We start from the raw sequence: 18,105 nt of genomic DNA on the forward strand, positions 1-18,105 counted from the left end.
CGAGGAGGTACCACCGTGGCGGAGACCGGCAATGCCCGAGCGGACGCGGCCCGTGAGGCCGTCGTGGAGGCCGCCCTCCGGCGGCTCGACCTGGACGCCAAGACCCGCCTCCTGGCGGGCCAGGACATGTGGACCCTGCCCGCCCTTCCCGAGATCGGCCTGAAGTCCCTCGTCATGTCCGACGGCCCGATCGGCGTCCGGGGCGTGCGCTGGACCGCCGAGGACCCGTCCGTCGCCCTGCCCTCCCCGAGCGCGCTCGCCGCCACCTGGGACCCGGAACTGGCCCGCCGCGCCGGTGTCCTGCTCGCCCAGGAGGCCCGCCGCAAGGGCGTCCACCTGCTCCTCGCCCCCACCGTCAACCTGCACCGCTCCCCGCTCGGCGGCCGCCACTTCGAGGCCTACAGCGAGGACCCGTACCTCACGGGGCGGATCGGCACCGGGTATGTGACCGGTGTGCAGTCCGGCGGCGTCGGCACCACCGTCAAGCACTTCGTCGCCAACGACGCCGAGACCGACCGCTTCACGGTGAACAACCTGGTCCCCGAACGCGCCCTGCGCGAGCTGTACCTGGCCCCCTTCGAGGCGATCGTCGAGAACGCCCGCCCCTGGGGCATCATGACCGCCTACAACTCGGTCAACGGCACGACGATGACCGAACACCACCACCTGGTCAACGAAGTCCTGCGCGGCGAATGGGGCTTCGACGGCCTCAACGTCTCCGACTGGACGGCCGCCCGCTCCACCGTCGCCGCGATCGAGGGCGGCCTCGACGTCGCCATGCCCGGCCCGGTCACGGTGTACGGCGAACCGCTCGCGCGGGCCGTCCGCGCCGGGAAGGTGTCCGAGGCCACGGTCGACACGGCCGTACGGAACGTGCTGCGGCTCGCCGCCCGGGTCGGCATCCTGCAAGGCGCCGAACCGGCCGTCACCGAACCGCCGGCACCGGTCGACGGAGAGGCCCTGGCCCGCGAGATCGCCCGCCGCTCCTTCGTCCTCGTCCGGAACGAGCGCCGTGCCCTGCCCCTGGCGGCCGGCCGGAAGGTGGCCCTGATCGGCGCCGCCGCCCGTGACGCCCGCATCCTCGGCGGCGGCTCCGCGACCGTCTTCCCGGCCCGGATCGTCTCCCCGCTCGACGCCCTCACCGCGGCCCTGCCCGAGGGCGGGCTCACCTACGCCGTCGGCGCCGACCCCAGCACCGAACTCGCCGTCGGCGAGCGCGGGTTCGCACTGCGGGTCGTCTGCCGGGACACCGAGGGCCGGGTCATCGGCACCGGCACCGCCCCGGGCGGCCAGATCCAGTGGACGGGCTCCGACCTCCCCGAGGGCGTCACCTTCGACACCCTGCACACCGTCGAACTGACCGGCACCTACACCCCGCGCGAGACCGGCGAGCACACCTTCGGCATCAAGGGCCTGGGCGCCTTCACACTCGCGATCGGCGGTACGACGTACTACGAAGACGTCCAGCACCCCTCCGGCGAAGACCCCTTCGCCGCCGTCTTCGGCACCCCGGTCCCCCGCGCCCGGGCCGAACTCACCGCGGGCGAACCGGCGGACGTCTCCCTCACCCACGTCGTGACCCACTCCGGCAGGCGCCCCTTCAAGAGCGTCATCTTCGCCCTGGCCCACCAGGATCCCCGCCACGACCCGGACGAACTGATCGCCGAGGCCGTCCAGGCCGCGCGCGACGCCGACACCGCGGTCGTGGTCGTCGCCACCACCGAACGGGTCGAGTCGGAGGGCTTCGACCGCCGCGACCTGCGTCTGCCCGGCCGCCAGGACGATCTGGTGCGCGCGGTCGCCGCCGCCAACCCCGACACCGTCGTGGTCGTCAACTCCGGCTCCCCGGTGGAACTGCCCTGGCGCCACGCGGTCGCCGCCGTGCTGCTCGGCTGGTTCCCCGGCCAGGAGGGCGGCGCGGCCCTGGCCGACGTGCTGACAGGGGCGGACGAACCCGGCGGCCGGCTGCCGACCACCTGGGGCTCCCTGGCCGACGCCCCCGTCACCCGGGTCGCCCCGGACCACGGTGAGCTCCTCTACACCGAGGGCGTGTTCATCGGCCACCGCGCCTGGGAGCAGGCGGGCCGCACCCCGTCGTACGCCTTCGGGCACGGACTCGGCTACACCGAGTGGACGTACGAGTCGCTGGAGGTCGAGGGCACGACCGTGAAGGTCCGCGTCCGCAACTCCGGTGCGCGGCCGGGCCGGGAGGTCGTACAGGTCTATCTGGCGCCGGCCGAGCCGGACGCCCACCGCCCCGCCCGTTGGCTGGCCGGATTCGCGGGCGTCGAGGCGGCGCCCGGCGAGAGCGTCGAGGCGACCGTCGAGATCCCGCGCCGCGCCTTCGAAATCTGGGACGACTCGTGGGTGTGTGTGAAGGGTTCGTACGAGATCACAGTGGGGCGCTCGATCATCGACCGCCGTCTCACAGCCACGACTAACGTCTGATCCGGGACAGGTCTCCCCATGAGCAGCCCCGGTCCGGGACCTGACTCCTGGGCCGGGGCTCGTGGCCCCGGAGGCGGATGTGGCAGACTCCCGGGCCGCAAGCACCGGAACACACCGGTTCGGGGGAGAGACACCGTGTATCCAGGTCAGCAGCAGCCGGGGCCGTACGGCGGCCAGCAGCAACCGGGCCCGTACGGCGGTCAGCAGCCGTACCAGCCGTATCCGCCCCAGCAGGGCTACGCGCCGCAGCAGCCGTATCCGCCGCAGCAGCAACCCTATGCGCCCCAGCAGCCGTACCCGCCGCAGCAGCCCTACCCGCCGCATCCCCAGCCGCCCCAGCAGAGCCTCGGCGAGGGGCAGATGCGGCTCGATCCGAATCTCACGCCGGGGCAGCGCGAGCTGGTGGTGAAGATCCAGCAGAAGGCCAAGTTCCTCGCCTACGGCTTTGTGCTCGGTGTCCCCCTGACCTTCGGCGGTGCCCACTACGGCATCACACACAGCCCGGTCGGCTTCGCCGGTGCGGCAGTCGGGCTGGTCCTCGTGGCCGTCGGCGCCCTCGCCCTGACGCAGATGCAGGCCCTCAAGCGGCAGCTGCGGCTGATCACCCCGGACGCCTGGCGCTCCCCGGCCGCCCATCTGCCCGGCGCCCGCAAGGCCGCCACGCAGGCCGCCTACATCAACGGCCTGCTCGTCCTGCTGTCCTTCGGCGCGGCGGGCTATCTGCTGGTCAAGGGCGCCGGGTGGGGCGCGTACGGCAACTCCTTCGGCTTCGGCGCGCTGATGCTCGGCGCGTGCATCCCGCTCGGCATGGGCGTCGCCGCCGCCACCACGATCCCGCAGCTGCTCCGGGTGATCCCGGCCGGCGCCAAGGTCGGCCGGAGCCTGTACTCGATCATCTTCGTACTGGCCACCACGGTGACCGGCGAGGGCATCAAGGGCGGGGCGCTCCCCCCGATCGCGATCGGCGGCACGACCCTGCTGGTCTGCGCGGGCGCCATGGCCCTCCTGGGCAGGGCGGCCAAGCGGATGCGCGGGGAGACCCACTAGGTCCGTCCGGGACGTGTGTCAGTCCCGGACGCCGAAGCCGTACACCGTCTCCGACCGGTACACCGCGCCCGGCCGCAGCTGGGTGCTGGGGAACTGGGGGCGGTTGGGGGAGTCCGGGAAGTGCTGGGTCTCCAGGGCGATGCCGTCGCACGGCTCGAACGGGGCGCTCAGATGGTCCGCCGTGTAGACCTGGATGCCGGGCTCGGTGGTCGCGATCGTCAGCAGCCGCCCGGACGCCGGGTCGTGCAGCTCGGCGATCTCCGCGGGCGCCTCGGTCACCCCCTTGTCGAGCACGAAGTTGTGGTCGTAGCCGGAGCCGACCTTGCGTGCCGTGCGGAAGTCGAAGCGGGAGCCGGTCACGTCCCGCAGCTCGCCCGTCGGGATCAGACCCGGGTCGACCGGGGTGAACCGGGAGGCGGCGATCCGGAGTTCATGGCCGCCCGCGTGGCCCGAGCCGGCCAGGTTGAAGTAGCTGTGGCTGGTCAGGTTGACCACAGTCGGTTCGTCCGTCACCGCCTCGTAGGAGATCCGCAGCGCACCCGGCTCGTCGAGGGTGTACGTCGCCGAGACCTCCAGCCGGCCCGGGAAGCCCTCCTCGCCGTGCGGGCTGACCCGGGTGAGGCGCACGCCGTGCTCGACCGGCCGCGCACTCCAGACACGCTTGTCGAAGCCTTGGCCGCCGCCGTGCAGGGAGTGGGGTCCGTCGTTCGGCTCAAGCGCGTACGTCAGACCGTCCAGCGGGAAGCGGGCGTTCCCGATCCGGTTCGCGTACCGCCCGACCAGGGCGCCGAAGTACGGCCCGGGATGCGCCAGATAGCCGTCGAGGCCGGCGAACCCCAGCACGACGTTCGCCGTCCGTCCGTCCCGGTCCGGGACCTCGACGGACTGCACGATCCCGCCGTACGTCAGGATCCGCACCCGCATCCCGGCGCGCTCCAGCGTCCAGCGGTGCACCGAGGTTCCGTCGGAAAGTGTGCCGAAAAGTTCGCTCATGTGGGAAACCCTAGGTGACGGGCTCGGCCGCGGTGACGGTGCGGTACGCGATGGCCGCGAGCCGCGCCTGGCCGTCCGCGCTCGGATGGAACCAGTCCCAGTGGCTCAGCTGGGCGGTGCCGAACTCGTAGTCGTAGACCGCGCCCCCGTCGAAGCGGCACCGGCGGTCCTTCGCACAGACCTCCTTCAACACCTTGTTGTAGGCCTCCACCCGCTGCCGCACCTTCTCCCGGCGCAGGGTCGCCGCCGCGGCCAGGTCGTCCGCGTCGCTCAGCATCGACGGGCAGATGCCGAGCTTCCACACCTGCTTGCCCAGCGGGTTCGTACGGCCCTGCGACCACAGCCGCTTGAGGTTCGGCACGCTCGCCACATACACCTGCGCCTTCGGCAGGGCCTCGCGCAGTGTGCTCATCGCCTCCTCGAACTGGTCGCGGAAGTCGTCCACCGGGGTCATCGCCGAGGCCCTGGCCCGGCAGGCGTCGTTGGCCCCCGCCATCACCGTCACCAACTGGGGCCTGCGGGCGGCCGCCTGTGCCATCTGGTCGGGCAGGTCGGCCATCCGGGCCCCGGTCACCGCGTAGTTCCAGCTGTTCTCGGCCGCCTTCTCGCGCCCCAGCAGCCGCACCGCCAGGCTGTCGACCTGGGTGCTGGTGCCGGTCGCCCAGGACACCTCGGGGCAGTCGGACAGCACCGCGCACGCGTCGAAGCCACGGGTGATGGAGTCGCCGACGGCGGCGATCGAGGACGGGCTGCGGTTCCACACCGGGGCCGCCCGGGTGGCCCGTGCCTTCGTGACGTCCGGCGCGGGGGAGTTGTCACCCACCGCGTCGCAGCCGGCGGTGCCCAGGCCGGCCGCCAGCAGGACGGCGAGGACGGCCCGTGAACGCCGGCGTCGGTTTCGCATGCCCTGGTCCATCCCCTTGTCGTGCCGTCATGGTCCCCAACCCATAACAACGCGCGAGGGTTCCCGACGGGCGGCATGCAACGGCTCACACCCGTACAAGCGTCCCCCTGGGTGAATGGCGGGGTTTCCTGGCACCGGGACCGACTGTACGTCACACTCCTTGCGCCGACGCACGGTAGCCTCGCCATCAACGCGGCCGTCGCGCCACTGCCGCCGGCCAGTCCGCAAGATGTCCCGCTCTGCCCGGAGGTTCCGGTGACGACACGTGGAGTTCTGTACGTGCACTCCGCTCCGCGCGCGCTGTGCCCGCACGTCGAATGGGCCGTCGCCGGGGTGCTCGGCACCCGGGTCAACCTCGACTGGATCCGGCAGCCCGCGGCACCAGGCACCTGGCGTTCGGAGTTCTCCTGGCAGGGCGAGGCCGGCACGGCCTCCAAGCTGGCGTCCGCGCTGCGCGGCTGGCACCTGCTGCGGTTCGAGGTCACCGCGGAGCCCTGCCCGACCGCCGAGGGCGAGCGCTACAGCTGCACCCCCGAACTCGGCATCTTCCATGCCGTCACCGGCATCCACGGCGACATCCTCATCCCCGAGGACCGTCTCCGCGCGGCGCTGACCCGCTCCCAGCGCGGTGAGACGGACCTGGAGGCGGAGGTCGCCAAGCTCCTGGGCAAGCCGTGGGACGACGAACTGGAGCCGTTCCGCTACGCGGGCGAGGGAGCCCCGGTGCGCTGGCTGCACCAGGTGGTCTAGGAATCCCGCACACGAGGAGTCCGCACCCAGGGAATCCGCACCCAGGGAATCCGCACACGAGGAAGGGCCCCCAGCACCCGGTGGGGGCCCTTCACTTGCGTACCGGCGTTTCTCAGATCGTCCGGAACGCCAGCACCACGTTGTGCCCGCCGAAGCCGAACGAGTCGTTCAGCGCGGCGATACGGCCCTCGGGCAGCTGACGCGCCTCACCGCGGACCACGTCCGCGTTGACCTCCGGGTCGAGGTCGTCGACGTTGATGGTCGGCGGGGCGAGGCGGTTGGACAGGGCCAGGATCGACGCCACGGTCTCGATGCCGCCGGCGCCGCCGAGCAGATGGCCGGTCATCGACTTGGTCGCGGAGATCGCCATGTGGTCGACGTCGTCGCCGAACACCTTGCGCAGGGCCTTGATCTCGGCGACGTCGCCCTGTGGGGTCGAGGTGGCGTGCGCGTTCACATGCACGATCTCGGCCGGCTTGAGGTCGGTGTTGTCGATCAGGTTCTGCAGCGCGTGCGCGATGCCGTTGCCGGACGGCTCGGGCTGCGTGATGTGGTGACCGTCGGACGAGATGCCCTGGCCGACGGCCTCGACGTAGATCCGGGCACCGCGGGCCTTCGCGTGCTCCTCGGACTCCAGGACGATCACGCCGGCGCCCTCGCCCATCACGAAGCCGTCGCGGTTGGAGTCGTAGGGACGGGACGCGCCCTCGGGGTGGTCGTTGTTCTTCGACATCGCCATCATGTTGCCGAACGCGACGATCGGCAGCGGGTGGATGGCCGCCTCGGTACCGCCCGCGACGACGACGTCGGCGCGGCCGGTGCGGATCATCTCGATCGCGTAGCCGATGGCCTCGGCGCCGGAGGCGCAGGCCGAGACGGGGGTGTGCACACCGGCGCGGGCACCCAGCTCGATACCGACGTTGGCCGCCGGGGAGTTGGGCATCAGCATCGGCACGGTGTGCGGGGAGACACGGCGTACGCCCTTGTCCTTCAGGACGTCGTACTGGTCGAGGAGGGTCGTCACGCCACCGATACCGGAGGCGATGACCGCGCCCAGCCGGTCGGGGTTGACGGACGTGTCCTCGCCCGCCCTGGCGGTGAAACCGGCGTCCTTCCAGGCCTCCTGAGCGGCGATCAGCGCGAACTGAGCGGACCGGTCCAGCTTGCGGGCCTGCGGGCGGGGGAGGATCTCGCCCGGTTCGACGGCGATCTGCGCGGCGATACGGACCGGCAGTTCGGCCGCCCACTCCTGCTCCAGGAGGCTGACGCCGGACTTGCCGGCGACCAGGGCCGCCCAGAACGAAGCTGCGTCGCCACCCAGCGGTGTGGTTGCGCCGATACCGGTGACGACCACGGTGCGATTGGTCGGGCTCACGGGAATTCTTTCTCCAACGGATACGGGAGGGCTACCCCCGCGTCAGCGGGGACTACGGCGCCACCGCCGGGTGGCGGGGCCTTGCAGCCTCAGGCTCGAGGGGTGACTCAGGCCTGGTGCTTGAGGATGTAGTCGGTGGCGTCACCGACGGTCTTCAGGTTCTTGACGTCCTCGTCCGGGATCTTGACGTCGAAGCGCTCTTCGGCGGCGACGACGACCTCGACCATGGACAGCGAGTCGACGTCCAGGTCGTCGGTGAAGGACTTGTCCAGCTGGACGTCCTCAACCGGGATGCCGGCGATCTCGTTCACGATGTCGGCGAGACCGGCGACGATCTCTTCCTGAGTGGCGGCCATGTCAGGCGCTCCTTCGTAGATATCCAGACGGTGTTTGGCGTCCGCCGCGTGAGCGGCAGGTGTTTGCGGTTCCCGCACCGGATCGCATGATCCGGCACGGAGTGCCTAGGGGAGGGTAACGACCGTGGCGGCGTAGACGAGACCCGCCCCGAATCCAATGACGAGCGCGGTGTCGCCGCTCTTCGCCTCGCCGGTCGCCAGAAGCCGCTCCATCGCGAGCGGAATCGAGGCCGCCGAGGTGTTGCCGGTGGTGCGGATGTCACGGGCGACCGTGACGTGCTCCGGCAGCTTGAGGGTCTTCACCATCGAGTCGATGATCCGCACGTTGGCCTGGTGCGGGATGAAGACGTCCAGGTCGTCCGCGGTGATCCCGGCCGCGTCCAGCGCCTGCTGGGCGACCTTCGCCATCTCGAACACGGCCCAGCGGAAGACCGCCTGGCCCTCCTGGGTGATCGCGGGGAACTTGATGTTGCCCTCGCTGTCCAGGGGCAGTTCGGCGAGGTCGCCGACCCGGTAGCGGTCCCAGGTGATCGTCTGCCTGATGGTCTCGGCCTTGTCGCCCTCGGAGCCCCAGACGGTCGGGCCGATCCCCGGCTCCTGCGCGGGGCCGACCACGACCGCGCCCGCGCCGTCGCCGAACAGGAAGGCCGTCGCGCGGTCCTCCAGGTCGGTCAGGTCGGACAGCCGCTCGACGCCGATGACGAGCACGTGCTCGGCGGAGCCCTCGACGATCATGCCCTTGGCCAGGGTCAGGCCGTAGCCGAAGCCCGCGCAGCCCGCCGAGATGTCGAACGCGGCGGCCTTGGCCGTGCCCAGCTTGTCGGCGATCTCGGTCGAGATGGCCGGGGTCTGGCTGAAGTGCGAGACGGTCGAGACGACCACGGCGCCGATCTGCTCGGCGGAGATGCCCGCGTCGGCGATCGCCTTGCCGGAGGCCTCGATCGCCATCGCGGCGACGGTCTCCTCCGGGCCCGCCCAGTGCCGGGTCTCGATGCCGGAGCGCGAACGGATCCACTCGTCGGACGAGTCGATCGTCTCGAGGATCACCTCGTTGGGCACCACACGGGTGGGACGGTAGCCACCGACACCGAGGATGCGCGCGTACGGGGCGCCCTTGCTGGGCTTGATCTTCGACATGATTCGGTACGGCTCCTTAGGCGTCAGGCGTGCTCGGCGATGAGCTCGCGGGCCGCGTCGAGGTCGGCGGGGGTCTTCAGGGCCAGCGTCTTGACGCCCGGCAGGGCGCGCTTGGCCAGGCCGGTCAGTGTGCCACCGGGGCATACCTCAATGAGCGCGGTGACGCCGAGCCGCTGGAACGTCTCCATGCACAGGTCCCAGCGAACCGGGTTGGCGACCTGGCCGACCAGGCGCTCCAGCACCTCGGTGCCGGAGGCCACGGTCCTGCCATCCTTGTTGGAGACGTAGGTGACCTTGGGGTCCGCGGGCGCGAGGTCCGCGGCGGCCTTGGCCAGCGTCTCGACCGCGGGGGCCATGTGGTGGGTGTGGAAGGCGCCCGCGACCTTCAGCGGGACGACCTTGCGGACGCCCTCGGGCTTGTCCTCGTTCAGCGCGGCGAGCTGCTCCAGCGTGCCCGCGGCGACGATCTGACCCGCCCCGTTGATGTTCGCCGGCGTCAGCCCCAGCTTCTCCAGATGCGCGACGGACACCTCGGGGTCGCCGCCCAGCAGCGCCGACATGCCGGTCTCGGTGATCGCCGCGGCATCGGCCATGGCCAGCCCGCGCCTGCGTACGAGACCCAGCGCGGCGGCCTCGCCCAGAACGCCCGCGAAGGCGGCGGCGGTGATCTCGCCGACGCTGTGGCCCGCGACCGCGCCCGGGGAGATGTCACCCAGTGCCGTGGCGGACAGGATCCCGGCGGCGACCAGCAGCGGCTGGGCCACCGCGGTGTCGCGAATGGCGTCCGCGTCGGCCTGGGTTCCGTAGTGGACGAGGTCCAGTCCGATGGCGTCCGACCATGCGGCGACGCGGTCGGCGGCACCGGGGAGGTCGAGCCAGGGAGTCAGGAAGCCGGGCGTCTGGGCGCCTTGGCCGGGAGCGACGAGTACGAGCACTCTCACACTCTCTCTTGGGGACGGCCGAGGCCGCCCGTGGGGACAGGGACGAAGAACACGAAGGGGTTTTGTGGAGCCCCGACAAAAACCTAGGGTTGAGGATCTCCATCTGCCAGACGCCCCAGGATCAGCGCGATCCGCAGCGTGAACGCGGATCGTACATCGGATGGCGACCAGCCGGTGACGTCAGTCACACGTCGAAGCCGGTAGCGCACGGTGTTCGGGTGAACGAAGAGCATCCTCGCCGCACCCTCCAGGCTGCTCGCCTGCTCCAGATAAACACTCAAGGTTTCCAGGAGCGCCGATCCGGCCTCTTCCAGTGGTCTGTAGATCTCCTCCACCAACTGCTCACGGGCGCTCGGATCGCTCGCGATGGCCCGCTCCGGAAGGAGATCGTCCGCCAGGACCGGCCGGGGCGCGTCCTGCCAGGCGGAACACGCTTTCAGGCCCGCGGCCGCGGCCTGCGCGGACCGCGTCGCGGCCAGCAGATCGGACACGACGGGCCCCGCGACCACCGGTCCGGCGGCATAAGGCCCGATCAGCGACTTGGCGACGGCCAGCGGATTGTCGTTGCCGCCCGCGATCACCACGAGCCGGTCCCCGAGCACCCCGGTGAGCACCTGGAGCTTGGCGTGCCGGGCGGCCCGCCGGATGGCCTCCACCGTGAGCTCGGAGTCACCGTCCGGCGCGGTCCCCAGCACCACGCACACGTGCTCGGGCGAATTCCAGCCAAGGGCGGCGGCCCGGCTGACGGCGCCCTCGTCGGCCTCGCCGCTGAGCACCGCGTTCACGACCAGCGACTCCAGGCGGGCGTCCCAGGCACCGCGTGCCTCGGCGGCCTGCGCGTACACCTGGGCGGTCGCGAACGCGATCTCCCGCGCGTACACCAGCAGCGCCTCGCGCAGCACGCTCTCGTCCCCGGGAGCGGCGACCTCGTCGATCGCGCTCTCCATGACCTCGATGGTGGTGCGCACCATCTCCACGGTCTGCCGCAGGGTGATGGCCCTGGTCAGCTCGCGCGGCGCGGTGCCGAAGACATCCGTCGAGATGGCCTGCGGGGCGTCCGGGTGCCGGAACCACTCGGTGAAGGCGGCGATGCCCGCCTGGGCCACGAGCCCGATCCAGGAACGGTTCTCCGGTGGCATGGCCCGGTACCACGGCAGGGTCTCGTCCATGCGCGCGATCGCCTGGGCGGCGAGGCTGCCGGACGACTTCTCCAGCCGCTTCAGGGTCGCGGAGTGCGCATGGACGTCGTGCGTTGCGTGTTCGGGCTTGCGGGTTTCGGGTTCGGGCACGGGACAAGACTGCCTTATCCGGACGGGAGCGTGCGTCGCCGGGTCGGGACCGCGGACTACGGTGGTGCCGTGATGGACGTACGGCGCGCCGCGGAGCGCTACCGAGGGGGAGACCCCGACGCCGGGATCGACTCCCGCCACGCCTTCTCCTTCGGCCCGCACTACGACCCCGGAAACCTGCGCTTCGGCGCGGTCATCGCCTGCAACGAGGAGCGGCTCGCACCCGGCGCCGGATTCGACGAGCACCCGCACAGCCACACCGAGATCGTCACATGGGTGGTCGAGGGCGAGCTGACGCACCGCGACTCACAGGGCCACGAGACGCTGGTCCGCCCCGGAGACGTACAGCGCCTCAGCTCGGCGGGTGGCGTCCGCCACATCGAGCGCAACGACGGCGACGCCCCGCTCACCTTCGTGCAGATGTGGCTGGCCCCCCTGGACCCCGGCGGCGACCCGGCCTACGAGATCGTCCGCGGCATCGCCGACTCCACCCCGTACGCCGTCCCCGAGTCCGGCGCGATGCTCCACGTACGCCGCCTGGCCCCGGGGGAGCGAACAGCGATCCCGGACGCGGCATACGTGTACGCCCACGTGGTCCGCGGCGAGCTCCGGCTGGCCGGGGAGAAACTGGGCCCGGGGGACTCGGCCCGGATCACGGACGCGAAGGACGTGGAGGCAGTGGCGGCGACGGAGACGGAGCTGCTGATCTGGGAGATGGCGGGACTTTCCAGCCCGTCCGGCGATTGAGGACGAGGCCGTTCAGGCCGAAGCGGGGGTCTGGGGGTGGCAGCCCCCAGGGACGGGAAGGGTAGGGGTGGCGGGGGCGAAAAAACCCGACGTCAGCCACGCAACTCCGCCAGTACCGCATCCGTGAACACCGGCCACGCCTCGATCGCCCAGGGCCCGAAGGCCCGGTCGGTCAAAGCGGCGCACGCCACCCCCACAACCGGGTCGATCCACAAAAACGTACCGGATTGCCCGAAATGCCCAAACGTCCGAGGCGAGGACGAACCCCCGGTCCAGTGCGGAGACTTGGCGTCCCGGATCTCGAAGCCGAGCCCCCAGTCGTTCGGATTCTGATGCCCGTACCCCGGCAGGACCCCCTTGGTCCCAGGAAACTGCACGGTCATCGCCTCGGCGACGGTACGGACATCCAGCAGCCGAGGCGCCTGCACCTCGGCAGCGAACCGCAGCAGATCCTCGACCGTGGAGACACCGTCCTTCGCCGGCGACCCCTCCAGCGAGGTCGACGTCATGCCCAGCGGCTCCAGCACGGCCTGCCGCAGATACTCCGCGAACGGAATGTCCGTCGCCTTGGCGATATGGTCCCCGAGCTGCTCGAACCCGGCGTTGGAGTACAGCCGCCGCTCTCCGGGCGGCGCGGTCACCCGGTGCTCGTCGAAGGCCAGCCCGGAGGTGTGGGCGAGCAGATGACGGACCGTGGACCCGGGCGGCCCGGCCGGTTCGTCGAGCTCGATCGCCCCCTCCTCGTACGCCACGAGCGCCGCGTACGCCGCGAGCGGCTTGGTGACCGAGGCCAGCGCGAACCGCTGCCGGACGGGACCATGGCTCCCCAGTACCGCACCGTCGGCCCGTACGACCCCCGCCGCCGCGGTGGGAACGGGCCAGCTCTCGATCGAAGTGAGACTCTTCAGCGACATGCGGCCGAGCCTAAGCGACTTCTTACCGGGTTCCGGTTGCTTGGAGTTCACTCGAAGGCCATAGCGTGGGGACCATGACGGTGATGCAGACCTCGCCCGTGGCCACCGAGCAGACTTCGACCCCCGTGGACCTCTGCGCCGCGCCACCCCGGAGGCATCCGCGGCCCGACGGTCAGGACAGCTACACAATCAGCGAGGTCGTCGCCTTCACCGGACTGACCGCCCACACCCTGCGCTGGTACGAGCGGATCGGGCTGATGTCCCACATCGACCGGTCGCACACCGGCCAGCGCCGCTACAGCAACCGCGATCTGGACTGGCTGGACTTCGTGAGCAAGCTGCGGCTGACCGGTATGCCGGTCGCGGACATGGTCCGGTACGCGGAGCTGGTGCGCGAGGGCGAGACCACCTACGCCGAGCGGCACGAGCTGCTGGAGTCGACCCGCAGGGACGTGCTGGCCCGTATCGCCGAACTCCGGGACACGCTCGCCGTACTCGACCGGAAGATCAGCTTCTACGCGAGCGGAAGCACCGCGTAGCGCCCGGCTAGAGCTCCGCCAGCAGCTCGGCCTTCTTCGTCGAGAACTCCTCGTCCGTGACCAGCCCGGCCCGGTGCAGCTCCCCGAGATGACGGATCCGCTCGGCGATGTCCGCGGGGTCGCGCCGGCCCGCCGTGGCCGGCACCGCCGCCGGCCCCCGCGCCCGCACCGCCGCCAGGACGGCCGCGGCGAAGGGCAGCGACTCGTGCACGGGACCGTAACCGAGCCCGAAGACGACCGTCGCGGGATCCTGGTCCGGCTGGGCGGGCTGCTCGACGGTGGAGTCGCGGTGCAGGAGCCGCAGATGACCTTCGAAGACCTCGGGCGAGCGCCACTCGACGCCGCTCAGGTCGGCGACCGGGAAGCTCTGGTCGCCGGCCTTCCACTTCGCCGAGGAGGCGCCGGTCCAGGACCAGCGGAACTGCACCGAGGACCCGTCGAAGGACGCCTTGCCGTCGTACGCCTTGAAGTGCCGGGGCGCGTCGGGCGCGGTGACCAGATGGCGTTCCGCGGGCCCGGACTCGGTGAGCTGCGCGCGCAGTTCGTCGGCGTAGTACTCGGCGAGGGTCTCGCGCTCGGCGGGCAGGACCAGCCGGTAGGGGTCGGAGCCCTCCTTCAACTGCCCGGCCGCCGCCTCCATCAGCGGATCCGCGCCGGGGCGGGGCTCGGCCCGCAGCACGACGGTGCCGCGTTTGCCGACGCCGAGCGTCACACCCGAGAGCGCGGAGAGCGGGATGCGCCGTTCCCCAAGAGCCTGGAACAGCTTCGGTGTTCGAATCCCCCGTTCGTAGCGGATGAGCACAGAGTCGGACTCGAACTCCCAGGCGGCATGAAATCCGGCCAGTACATCACCCATGCGGCTCATCGTATGCGGCACGCGCTTTTTCGTCCCCTCCCCGCGCAGACCGCAGTTCCTGCGCCTCTACGCGCGTCCTGCCGTGTCGGTGCCGGACAAACCCTCCCGGCACACGTCGACATCGTGCGCACACGTCACCGCGCGGTACGCGCCAACACCGATGTCGGCCAAGTTCCGCAGGCTGTCCGTGCCCGGCTCGAAATAGCCGCTGTGTCCCTGCGCGTCCCGCGCCGAGAGCACCCGGGCGCCGAACGCCGAGGACACCGGATCGGCGCCGTGCCCGAGGCCGCCGACCTCCAGGTAGGGCACGTCCTGGACCCAGTCGGTGGCGTCCCGCATCGCCCACACCCGCGCCGAGGTGCCCAGGTGCGCGGCATCGGAGACCCGCATACCGGGGCTCGCGGCCACGGCTATGTCGGCAACCCGGTCCGGCATCGCGTGCGCGGCGACCCCGCAGACCACGGAGCCGTAGCTGTGGCAGAACATCGACACGGGCGCGCTGCCGGGGAGCGCGCGCAGCAGGGCGTTCAGCCGTACGGCGCCGTCCTCGGCGCGCATCGCCGTGGCCGCGTCCACGCCGAGTCCGTTGGGCGCGGTGTAGTCGGCCCAGGCGATCACGGCCGTACGGGTCGTGGGGCTCGCCGTGCGCTCGGCCGAGTACAGGGCCTTGGCCATGCCGGCCGTCGCCGAGTACTTGCGGTTCGTCTTCTGGAAGGTGAGCAGATCGGTGTCGACGCCGGGGACGACGACCGAGATCCGCTCGGCCTTGTCCAGGTTCCCGAACACCTCGGCGATCCGGCCCGTGCCCTCGGGATCGAAGGAGAGGATCTGGCGGCCGCCGGACATCAGCGACTCGTAGCGGTGCATACGACGGCCCGCCTGCTGCTGCCCGGCAGGGCTGAGCCGGCTGTCGTGCATGCGCTTCTTCTCGACCTTGCGCGCCTGCTTCATGGCGAGGTGATTGGCCTGGTAGCGCAGCTCGACGGGGGCGCCGTTCATATTGCCGACCGCGAGCGGGTAGCGGTGTGCGAGGCGGCCGCGCTCCTGCTCGGTGAGCGAGGCGAAGAAACGGGCGAGCCGGGCGGGGGACGCGTCCGGGTCCGGCAGGTGGTGGCCGTGGAAGCGGCCGTGCTCCCACTTCGTGAGCGAGGCCTGGAGAGGGGTCGTCTCCCGGTGGGTGCGCAGGGCGGTCCAACCGGTGGTCGCGAGCATCACGAACACGACGCCCAGCGCGAGCAGCGCGCGCCAGACGTTGAGTTGCGGGGAGGTGTCGAAGGAAGTCACTGGGAGGACACACTAGGAGAACGGGAGGGTCTCGCGGTAACTGAGTGACAGGGATCACGTTTCAAGCGCACGTGACAATGGCCTCAGTCCTTCCGCCAGCTCCCGACGAGCGCGGGTCCCACCTGATCGAGGTGGGCGGCGGTGAGTTCGCGGATCGCCCCCACGCTGGCGTCGTCCCCCACGGACCAGGCGCGTTCGGTGACCCGGATCACCGCGCCGAAGAGGGCCACCACGAGCCGCGGACGCGGGTCCGCGTCGATGTCCAGGCCCTCGCGTTCGGCGATGATCCGCGCGATCTGTTCCTCCAGCTCCGCCGAGCGCCGCAGATGGGCGGCGAGCAGGGCGGGCGTCGCCTCGATCATCCGGTAGGCACGCATGTGGAGTTCGACCGGGACGACCTGTTCGACGGCCTCCTCGATGGTGTCCCAGCTCTCCAGCACGGCCCGGCGCAGCGCCTCCAGCGGGGCCTCGTGCGGCGGGCGTTCGCGCACCGCCTCGACGTAGTGCGACTCGGCGAGCCGTGGCACGAAGAAGGCCACGTCCTCCTTGCTGGCGAAGTAGCGGAAGAACGTGCGCTGCGACACATCGACGGCCTCGGCGATCTCGTCGACGGTCGTCTCCTCGTAGCCCCGGGTGGTGAACAGTTCGAGCGCGGACCGCAGCAGTGCGTCCCGGGTGCGCTGCTTCTTGCGTTCGCGCAGTGTTTCCATATGTGTCAGTTACCGACTTGTGATTTGGTTTGTCAATTGTCAGTGGCTGTCACTAGCCTCGAAGGCATGACTAGTCAGACCACCATCGACACGACGGGGTCGGGGGACAGGGCGGAGAAGGTTCCGTCGGCCCCGTCGGACCCGGTCCCGGCCGCGGGCCTGCGCGGCCACCCTTGGCTCACCCTCATAACCGTGGCCGTAGGGGTCATGATGGTGGCCCTCGACGGCACCATCGTGGCCATCGCCAACCCGGCGATCCAGAAGGACCTCGGCGCCACCTTCGCGCAGGTCCAGTGGATCACCAACGGCTACTTCCTGGCCCTCGCGGTCTCCCTGATCACCGCGGGCAAGCTCGGTGACCGCTTCGGCCACCGGCAGACCTTCCTGATCGGTGTGACCGGCTTCGCCGCCGCCTCGGGCGCCATCGGCCTGTCGCACAGCATCGCCGCGGTCGTCACCTTCCGCGTCTGCCAGGGCCTGTTCGGCGCGCTGCTGATGCCGGCCGCGCTCGGCCTGCTGCGGGCCACCTTCCCGGCCGAGAAGCTCAACATGGCGATCGGCATCTGGGGCATGGTCATCGGCGCGTCCACCGCGGGCGGTCCGATCCTCGGCGGTGTCCTCGTCGAGCACGTCAACTGGCAGTCGGTGTTCTTCATCAACGTGCCGGTCGGCCTGATCGCCCTGGTCCTGGGCGCGCTGATCCTCCGCGACCACCGCGCCGCCCTCGAGCGGAGCCCGCTGGATGAGCACAGCGCGCCGCGCTCCTTCGACCTCCTCGGCATCGCACTGCTCTCCGGCGCGATGTTCTGCCTGGTCTGGGCGCTCATCAAGGCGCCGGCCTGGGGCTGGGGCGACGGCAGGACCTGGGCGTTCATCGCCGGATCGGTGCTGCTCTTCGCCGTCTTCTCCTTCTGGGAGACGAAGGTCGAGGAACCCCTCATCCCGCTGGGCCTGTTCCGCTCGGTCCCGCTGTCCGCGGGCGTGGTCCTGATGGTCCTGATGGCGATCGCCTTCATGGGCGGTCTGTTCTTCGTGACGTTCTACCTCCAGAACGTCCATGGCATGAGCCCGATCGACGCCGGACTCCATCTGCTGCCCCTCACCGGCATGATGATCGTCGGTTCGCCGCTCGCCGGCGCGATGATCACCAAGCTGGGCCCGCGCATCCCGCTGGCCGGCGGCATGGTTGCCACCGCCGTCGCCATGTACGGCATGTCCACGCTGGAGACGGACACCGGCAGCGGTGTGATGTCGCTCTGGTTCGCCCTGCTGGGCCTCGGCCTCGCGCCCGTCATGGTCGGCGCGACGGAGGTCATCGTCGGCAACGCCCCGATGGAGCTCTCCGGTGTGGCCGGCGGTCTCCAGCAGGCGGCGATGCAGATCGGCGGCAGCCTCGGTACGGCGGTGCTGGGTGCCGTGATGGCCTCCAAGGTCGACAGCGACCTGCCGGCCAACTGGGCCGACGCGGGGCTCCCGAAGCTCACGCCGACCCAGCTCGACCAGGCCTCGGAAGCGGTCCAGGTCGGTGTCGCGCCGGTCGACAAGGGCACTCCGGACGTGATCGTCGCGAAGATCACTTCGGTCGCGCACGACACCTTCATCTCCGGCATGAGCCTGGCGTCGCTGGTCGCCGCGGGCGTGGCGGCCGTGGCCGTGCTGGTGGCACTGCTCACCAAGCGCGGAGAGAACGCCGACGCGGGTGCGGGCGTGGGCCACATCTGAGTTCCCCCATCTGGGTGACGCGACTGAAGATCCCTCACCTCCGGCACGCGCCGCAGCTCACAGTGGGTCAAGTCCTCCGCAGGGCATAGGAGG

Annotated in this window: 17 protein-coding genes; 6 read left to right on the forward strand and 11 right to left on the reverse strand. The window is 70.9% G+C overall.

Features of this window, described 5'->3' with window-relative positions; translation table 11 throughout:
* Positions 1-15: 15 nt before the first annotated feature.
* Together ACZ4EG_RS03470 and ACZ4EG_RS03475 are read left to right on the forward strand one after the other, a co-directional pair.
* The gene (locus ACZ4EG_RS03470) at positions 16-2,448 is read left to right on the forward strand and encodes a glycoside hydrolase family 3 protein (RefSeq protein ID WP_467789368.1); all 2,433 of its coding nucleotides are present in this window, start codon (positions 16-18) and stop codon (positions 2,446-2,448) included.
* 135 nt (positions 2,449-2,583) lie between these two features.
* Positions 2,584-3,495, forward strand: coding sequence for a hypothetical protein (locus ACZ4EG_RS03475; protein ID WP_467789369.1), 912 nt, complete (start codon positions 2,584-2,586; stop codon positions 3,493-3,495).
* An 18-nt stretch (positions 3,496-3,513) separates the two neighbouring features.
* Here ACZ4EG_RS03475 and ACZ4EG_RS03480 read toward each other — a convergent pair whose 3' ends face one another.
* Positions 3,514-4,488 carry an aldose epimerase family protein gene (locus tag ACZ4EG_RS03480; protein WP_467789370.1) on the reverse strand — a complete coding sequence of 325 codons (975 nt, stop codon included), beginning with the start codon at positions 4,486-4,488 and terminating at the stop codon, positions 3,514-3,516.
* A 10-nt stretch (positions 4,489-4,498) separates the two neighbouring features.
* Positions 4,499-5,392 (reverse strand): SGNH/GDSL hydrolase family protein, encoded by an 894-nt coding sequence (locus tag ACZ4EG_RS03485; protein ID WP_467789371.1) that lies wholly within the window; start codon positions 5,390-5,392, stop codon positions 4,499-4,501.
* 255 nt (positions 5,393-5,647) lie between these two features.
* On the opposite strand from ACZ4EG_RS03485, the gene ACZ4EG_RS03490 reads away from it, so the two are divergent.
* Positions 5,648-6,142 carry a DUF3145 domain-containing protein gene (locus tag ACZ4EG_RS03490; RefSeq protein WP_453552206.1) on the forward strand — a complete coding sequence of 165 codons (495 nt, stop codon included), beginning with the start codon at positions 5,648-5,650 and terminating at the stop codon, positions 6,140-6,142.
* 112 nt (positions 6,143-6,254) lie between these two features.
* Here the strand turns inward: ACZ4EG_RS03490 and fabF are convergent, their stop codons facing one another.
* From fabF to fasR, 5 genes are all read right to left on the reverse strand, one after another.
* Positions 6,255-7,517 carry a beta-ketoacyl-ACP synthase II gene (gene fabF, locus ACZ4EG_RS03495; protein ID WP_467789372.1) on the reverse strand — a complete coding sequence of 421 codons (1,263 nt, stop codon included), beginning with the start codon at positions 7,515-7,517 and terminating at the stop codon, positions 6,255-6,257.
* A 107-nt stretch (positions 7,518-7,624) separates the two neighbouring features.
* Positions 7,625-7,873, reverse strand: a complete 249-nt coding sequence (locus tag ACZ4EG_RS03500) for an acyl carrier protein (protein WP_015660680.1) — start codon at positions 7,871-7,873, stop codon at positions 7,625-7,627.
* A 105-nt stretch (positions 7,874-7,978) separates the two neighbouring features.
* Positions 7,979-9,010 carry a ketoacyl-ACP synthase III gene (locus ACZ4EG_RS03505; RefSeq protein WP_453552209.1) on the reverse strand — a complete coding sequence of 344 codons (1,032 nt, stop codon included), beginning with the start codon at positions 9,008-9,010 and terminating at the stop codon, positions 7,979-7,981.
* A gap of 23 nt (positions 9,011-9,033) precedes the next feature.
* A complete protein-coding gene (locus ACZ4EG_RS03510) occupies positions 9,034-9,945 on the reverse strand; it encodes an ACP S-malonyltransferase (protein WP_467789373.1) in 912 nt (303 codons plus the stop codon).
* A gap of 89 nt (positions 9,946-10,034) precedes the next feature.
* Entirely contained in the window at positions 10,035-11,240 is a 1,206-nt protein-coding gene (gene fasR / locus ACZ4EG_RS03515; RefSeq protein WP_453552213.1) for a fatty acid biosynthesis transcriptional regulator FasR, read from the reverse strand.
* Positions 11,241-11,312: 72 nt separating this feature from the next.
* Here fasR and ACZ4EG_RS03520 point away from each other — a divergent pair, with 72 nt between their 5' ends.
* The gene (locus ACZ4EG_RS03520; RefSeq protein ID WP_453552301.1) at positions 11,313-11,987 is read left to right on the forward strand and encodes a pirin family protein; all 675 of its coding nucleotides are present in this window, start codon (positions 11,313-11,315) and stop codon (positions 11,985-11,987) included.
* Positions 11,988-12,079: 92 nt separating this feature from the next.
* On the opposite strand, the gene ACZ4EG_RS03525 is transcribed toward ACZ4EG_RS03520, so the two are convergent.
* Complete coding sequence (locus ACZ4EG_RS03525) at positions 12,080-12,901, reverse strand: serine hydrolase domain-containing protein (protein WP_467789374.1); 822 nt, start codon at positions 12,899-12,901, stop codon at positions 12,080-12,082.
* 74 nt (positions 12,902-12,975) lie between these two features.
* Here ACZ4EG_RS03525 and ACZ4EG_RS03530 point away from each other — a divergent pair, with 74 nt between their 5' ends.
* Positions 12,976-13,440, forward strand: a complete 465-nt coding sequence (locus ACZ4EG_RS03530; RefSeq protein WP_390706368.1) for a MerR family transcriptional regulator — start codon at positions 12,976-12,978, stop codon at positions 13,438-13,440.
* A gap of 7 nt (positions 13,441-13,447) precedes the next feature.
* Here ACZ4EG_RS03530 and ACZ4EG_RS03535 read toward each other — a convergent pair whose 3' ends face one another.
* The 3 genes from ACZ4EG_RS03535 to ACZ4EG_RS03545 form a co-directional block, all read right to left on the reverse strand.
* A complete protein-coding gene (locus ACZ4EG_RS03535) occupies positions 13,448-14,296 on the reverse strand; it encodes a DUF4429 domain-containing protein (protein WP_467789375.1) in 849 nt (282 codons plus the stop codon).
* A 66-nt stretch (positions 14,297-14,362) separates the two neighbouring features.
* Positions 14,363-15,580, reverse strand: a complete 1,218-nt coding sequence (locus tag ACZ4EG_RS03540) for an alpha/beta hydrolase (protein ID WP_467789376.1) — start codon at positions 15,578-15,580, stop codon at positions 14,363-14,365.
* A gap of 83 nt (positions 15,581-15,663) precedes the next feature.
* Positions 15,664-16,290 carry a TetR family transcriptional regulator gene (locus ACZ4EG_RS03545; protein ID WP_453552221.1) on the reverse strand — a complete coding sequence of 209 codons (627 nt, stop codon included), beginning with the start codon at positions 16,288-16,290 and terminating at the stop codon, positions 15,664-15,666.
* A 66-nt stretch (positions 16,291-16,356) separates the two neighbouring features.
* Here ACZ4EG_RS03545 and ACZ4EG_RS03550 point away from each other — a divergent pair, with 66 nt between their 5' ends.
* Positions 16,357-18,012: an MFS transporter gene (locus ACZ4EG_RS03550; RefSeq protein WP_467789377.1), complete on the forward strand. Its 1,656-nt coding sequence runs from the start codon at positions 16,357-16,359 to the stop codon at positions 18,010-18,012.
* Positions 18,013-18,105 lie beyond the last annotated feature (93 nt).

Source organism: Streptomyces sp. NPDC025638, from assembly GCF_055558775.1.

Bases quoted from the DNA above. Each gene is read 5' to 3' on its own strand.
- ACZ4EG_RS03535 (WP_467789375.1), bottom strand. From the start codon at position 14,296: ATGGGTGATGTACTGGCCGGATTTCATGCCGCCTGGGAGTTCGAGTCC.
- ACZ4EG_RS03485 (WP_467789371.1), bottom strand. From the start codon at position 5,392: ATGCGAAACCGACGCCGGCGTTCACGGGCCGTCCTCGCCGTCCTGCTG.
- ACZ4EG_RS03500 (WP_015660680.1), bottom strand. From the start codon at position 7,873: ATGGCCGCCACTCAGGAAGAGATCGTCGCCGGTCTCGCCGACATCGTG.
- ACZ4EG_RS03545 (WP_453552221.1), bottom strand. From the start codon at position 16,290: ATGGAAACACTGCGCGAACGCAAGAAGCAGCGCACCCGGGACGCACTG.
- ACZ4EG_RS03530 (WP_390706368.1), top strand. From the start codon at position 12,976: ATGACGGTGATGCAGACCTCGCCCGTGGCCACCGAGCAGACTTCGACC.
- ACZ4EG_RS03505 (WP_453552209.1), bottom strand. From the start codon at position 9,010: ATGTCGAAGATCAAGCCCAGCAAGGGCGCCCCGTACGCGCGCATCCTC.
- ACZ4EG_RS03480 (WP_467789370.1), bottom strand. From the start codon at position 4,488: ATGAGCGAACTTTTCGGCACACTTTCCGACGGAACCTCGGTGCACCGC.
- ACZ4EG_RS03550 (WP_467789377.1), top strand. From the start codon at position 16,357: ATGACTAGTCAGACCACCATCGACACGACGGGGTCGGGGGACAGGGCG.
- ACZ4EG_RS03520 (WP_453552301.1), top strand. From the start codon at position 11,313: ATGGACGTACGGCGCGCCGCGGAGCGCTACCGAGGGGGAGACCCCGAC.
- ACZ4EG_RS03525 (WP_467789374.1), bottom strand. From the start codon at position 12,901: ATGTCGCTGAAGAGTCTCACTTCGATCGAGAGCTGGCCCGTTCCCACC.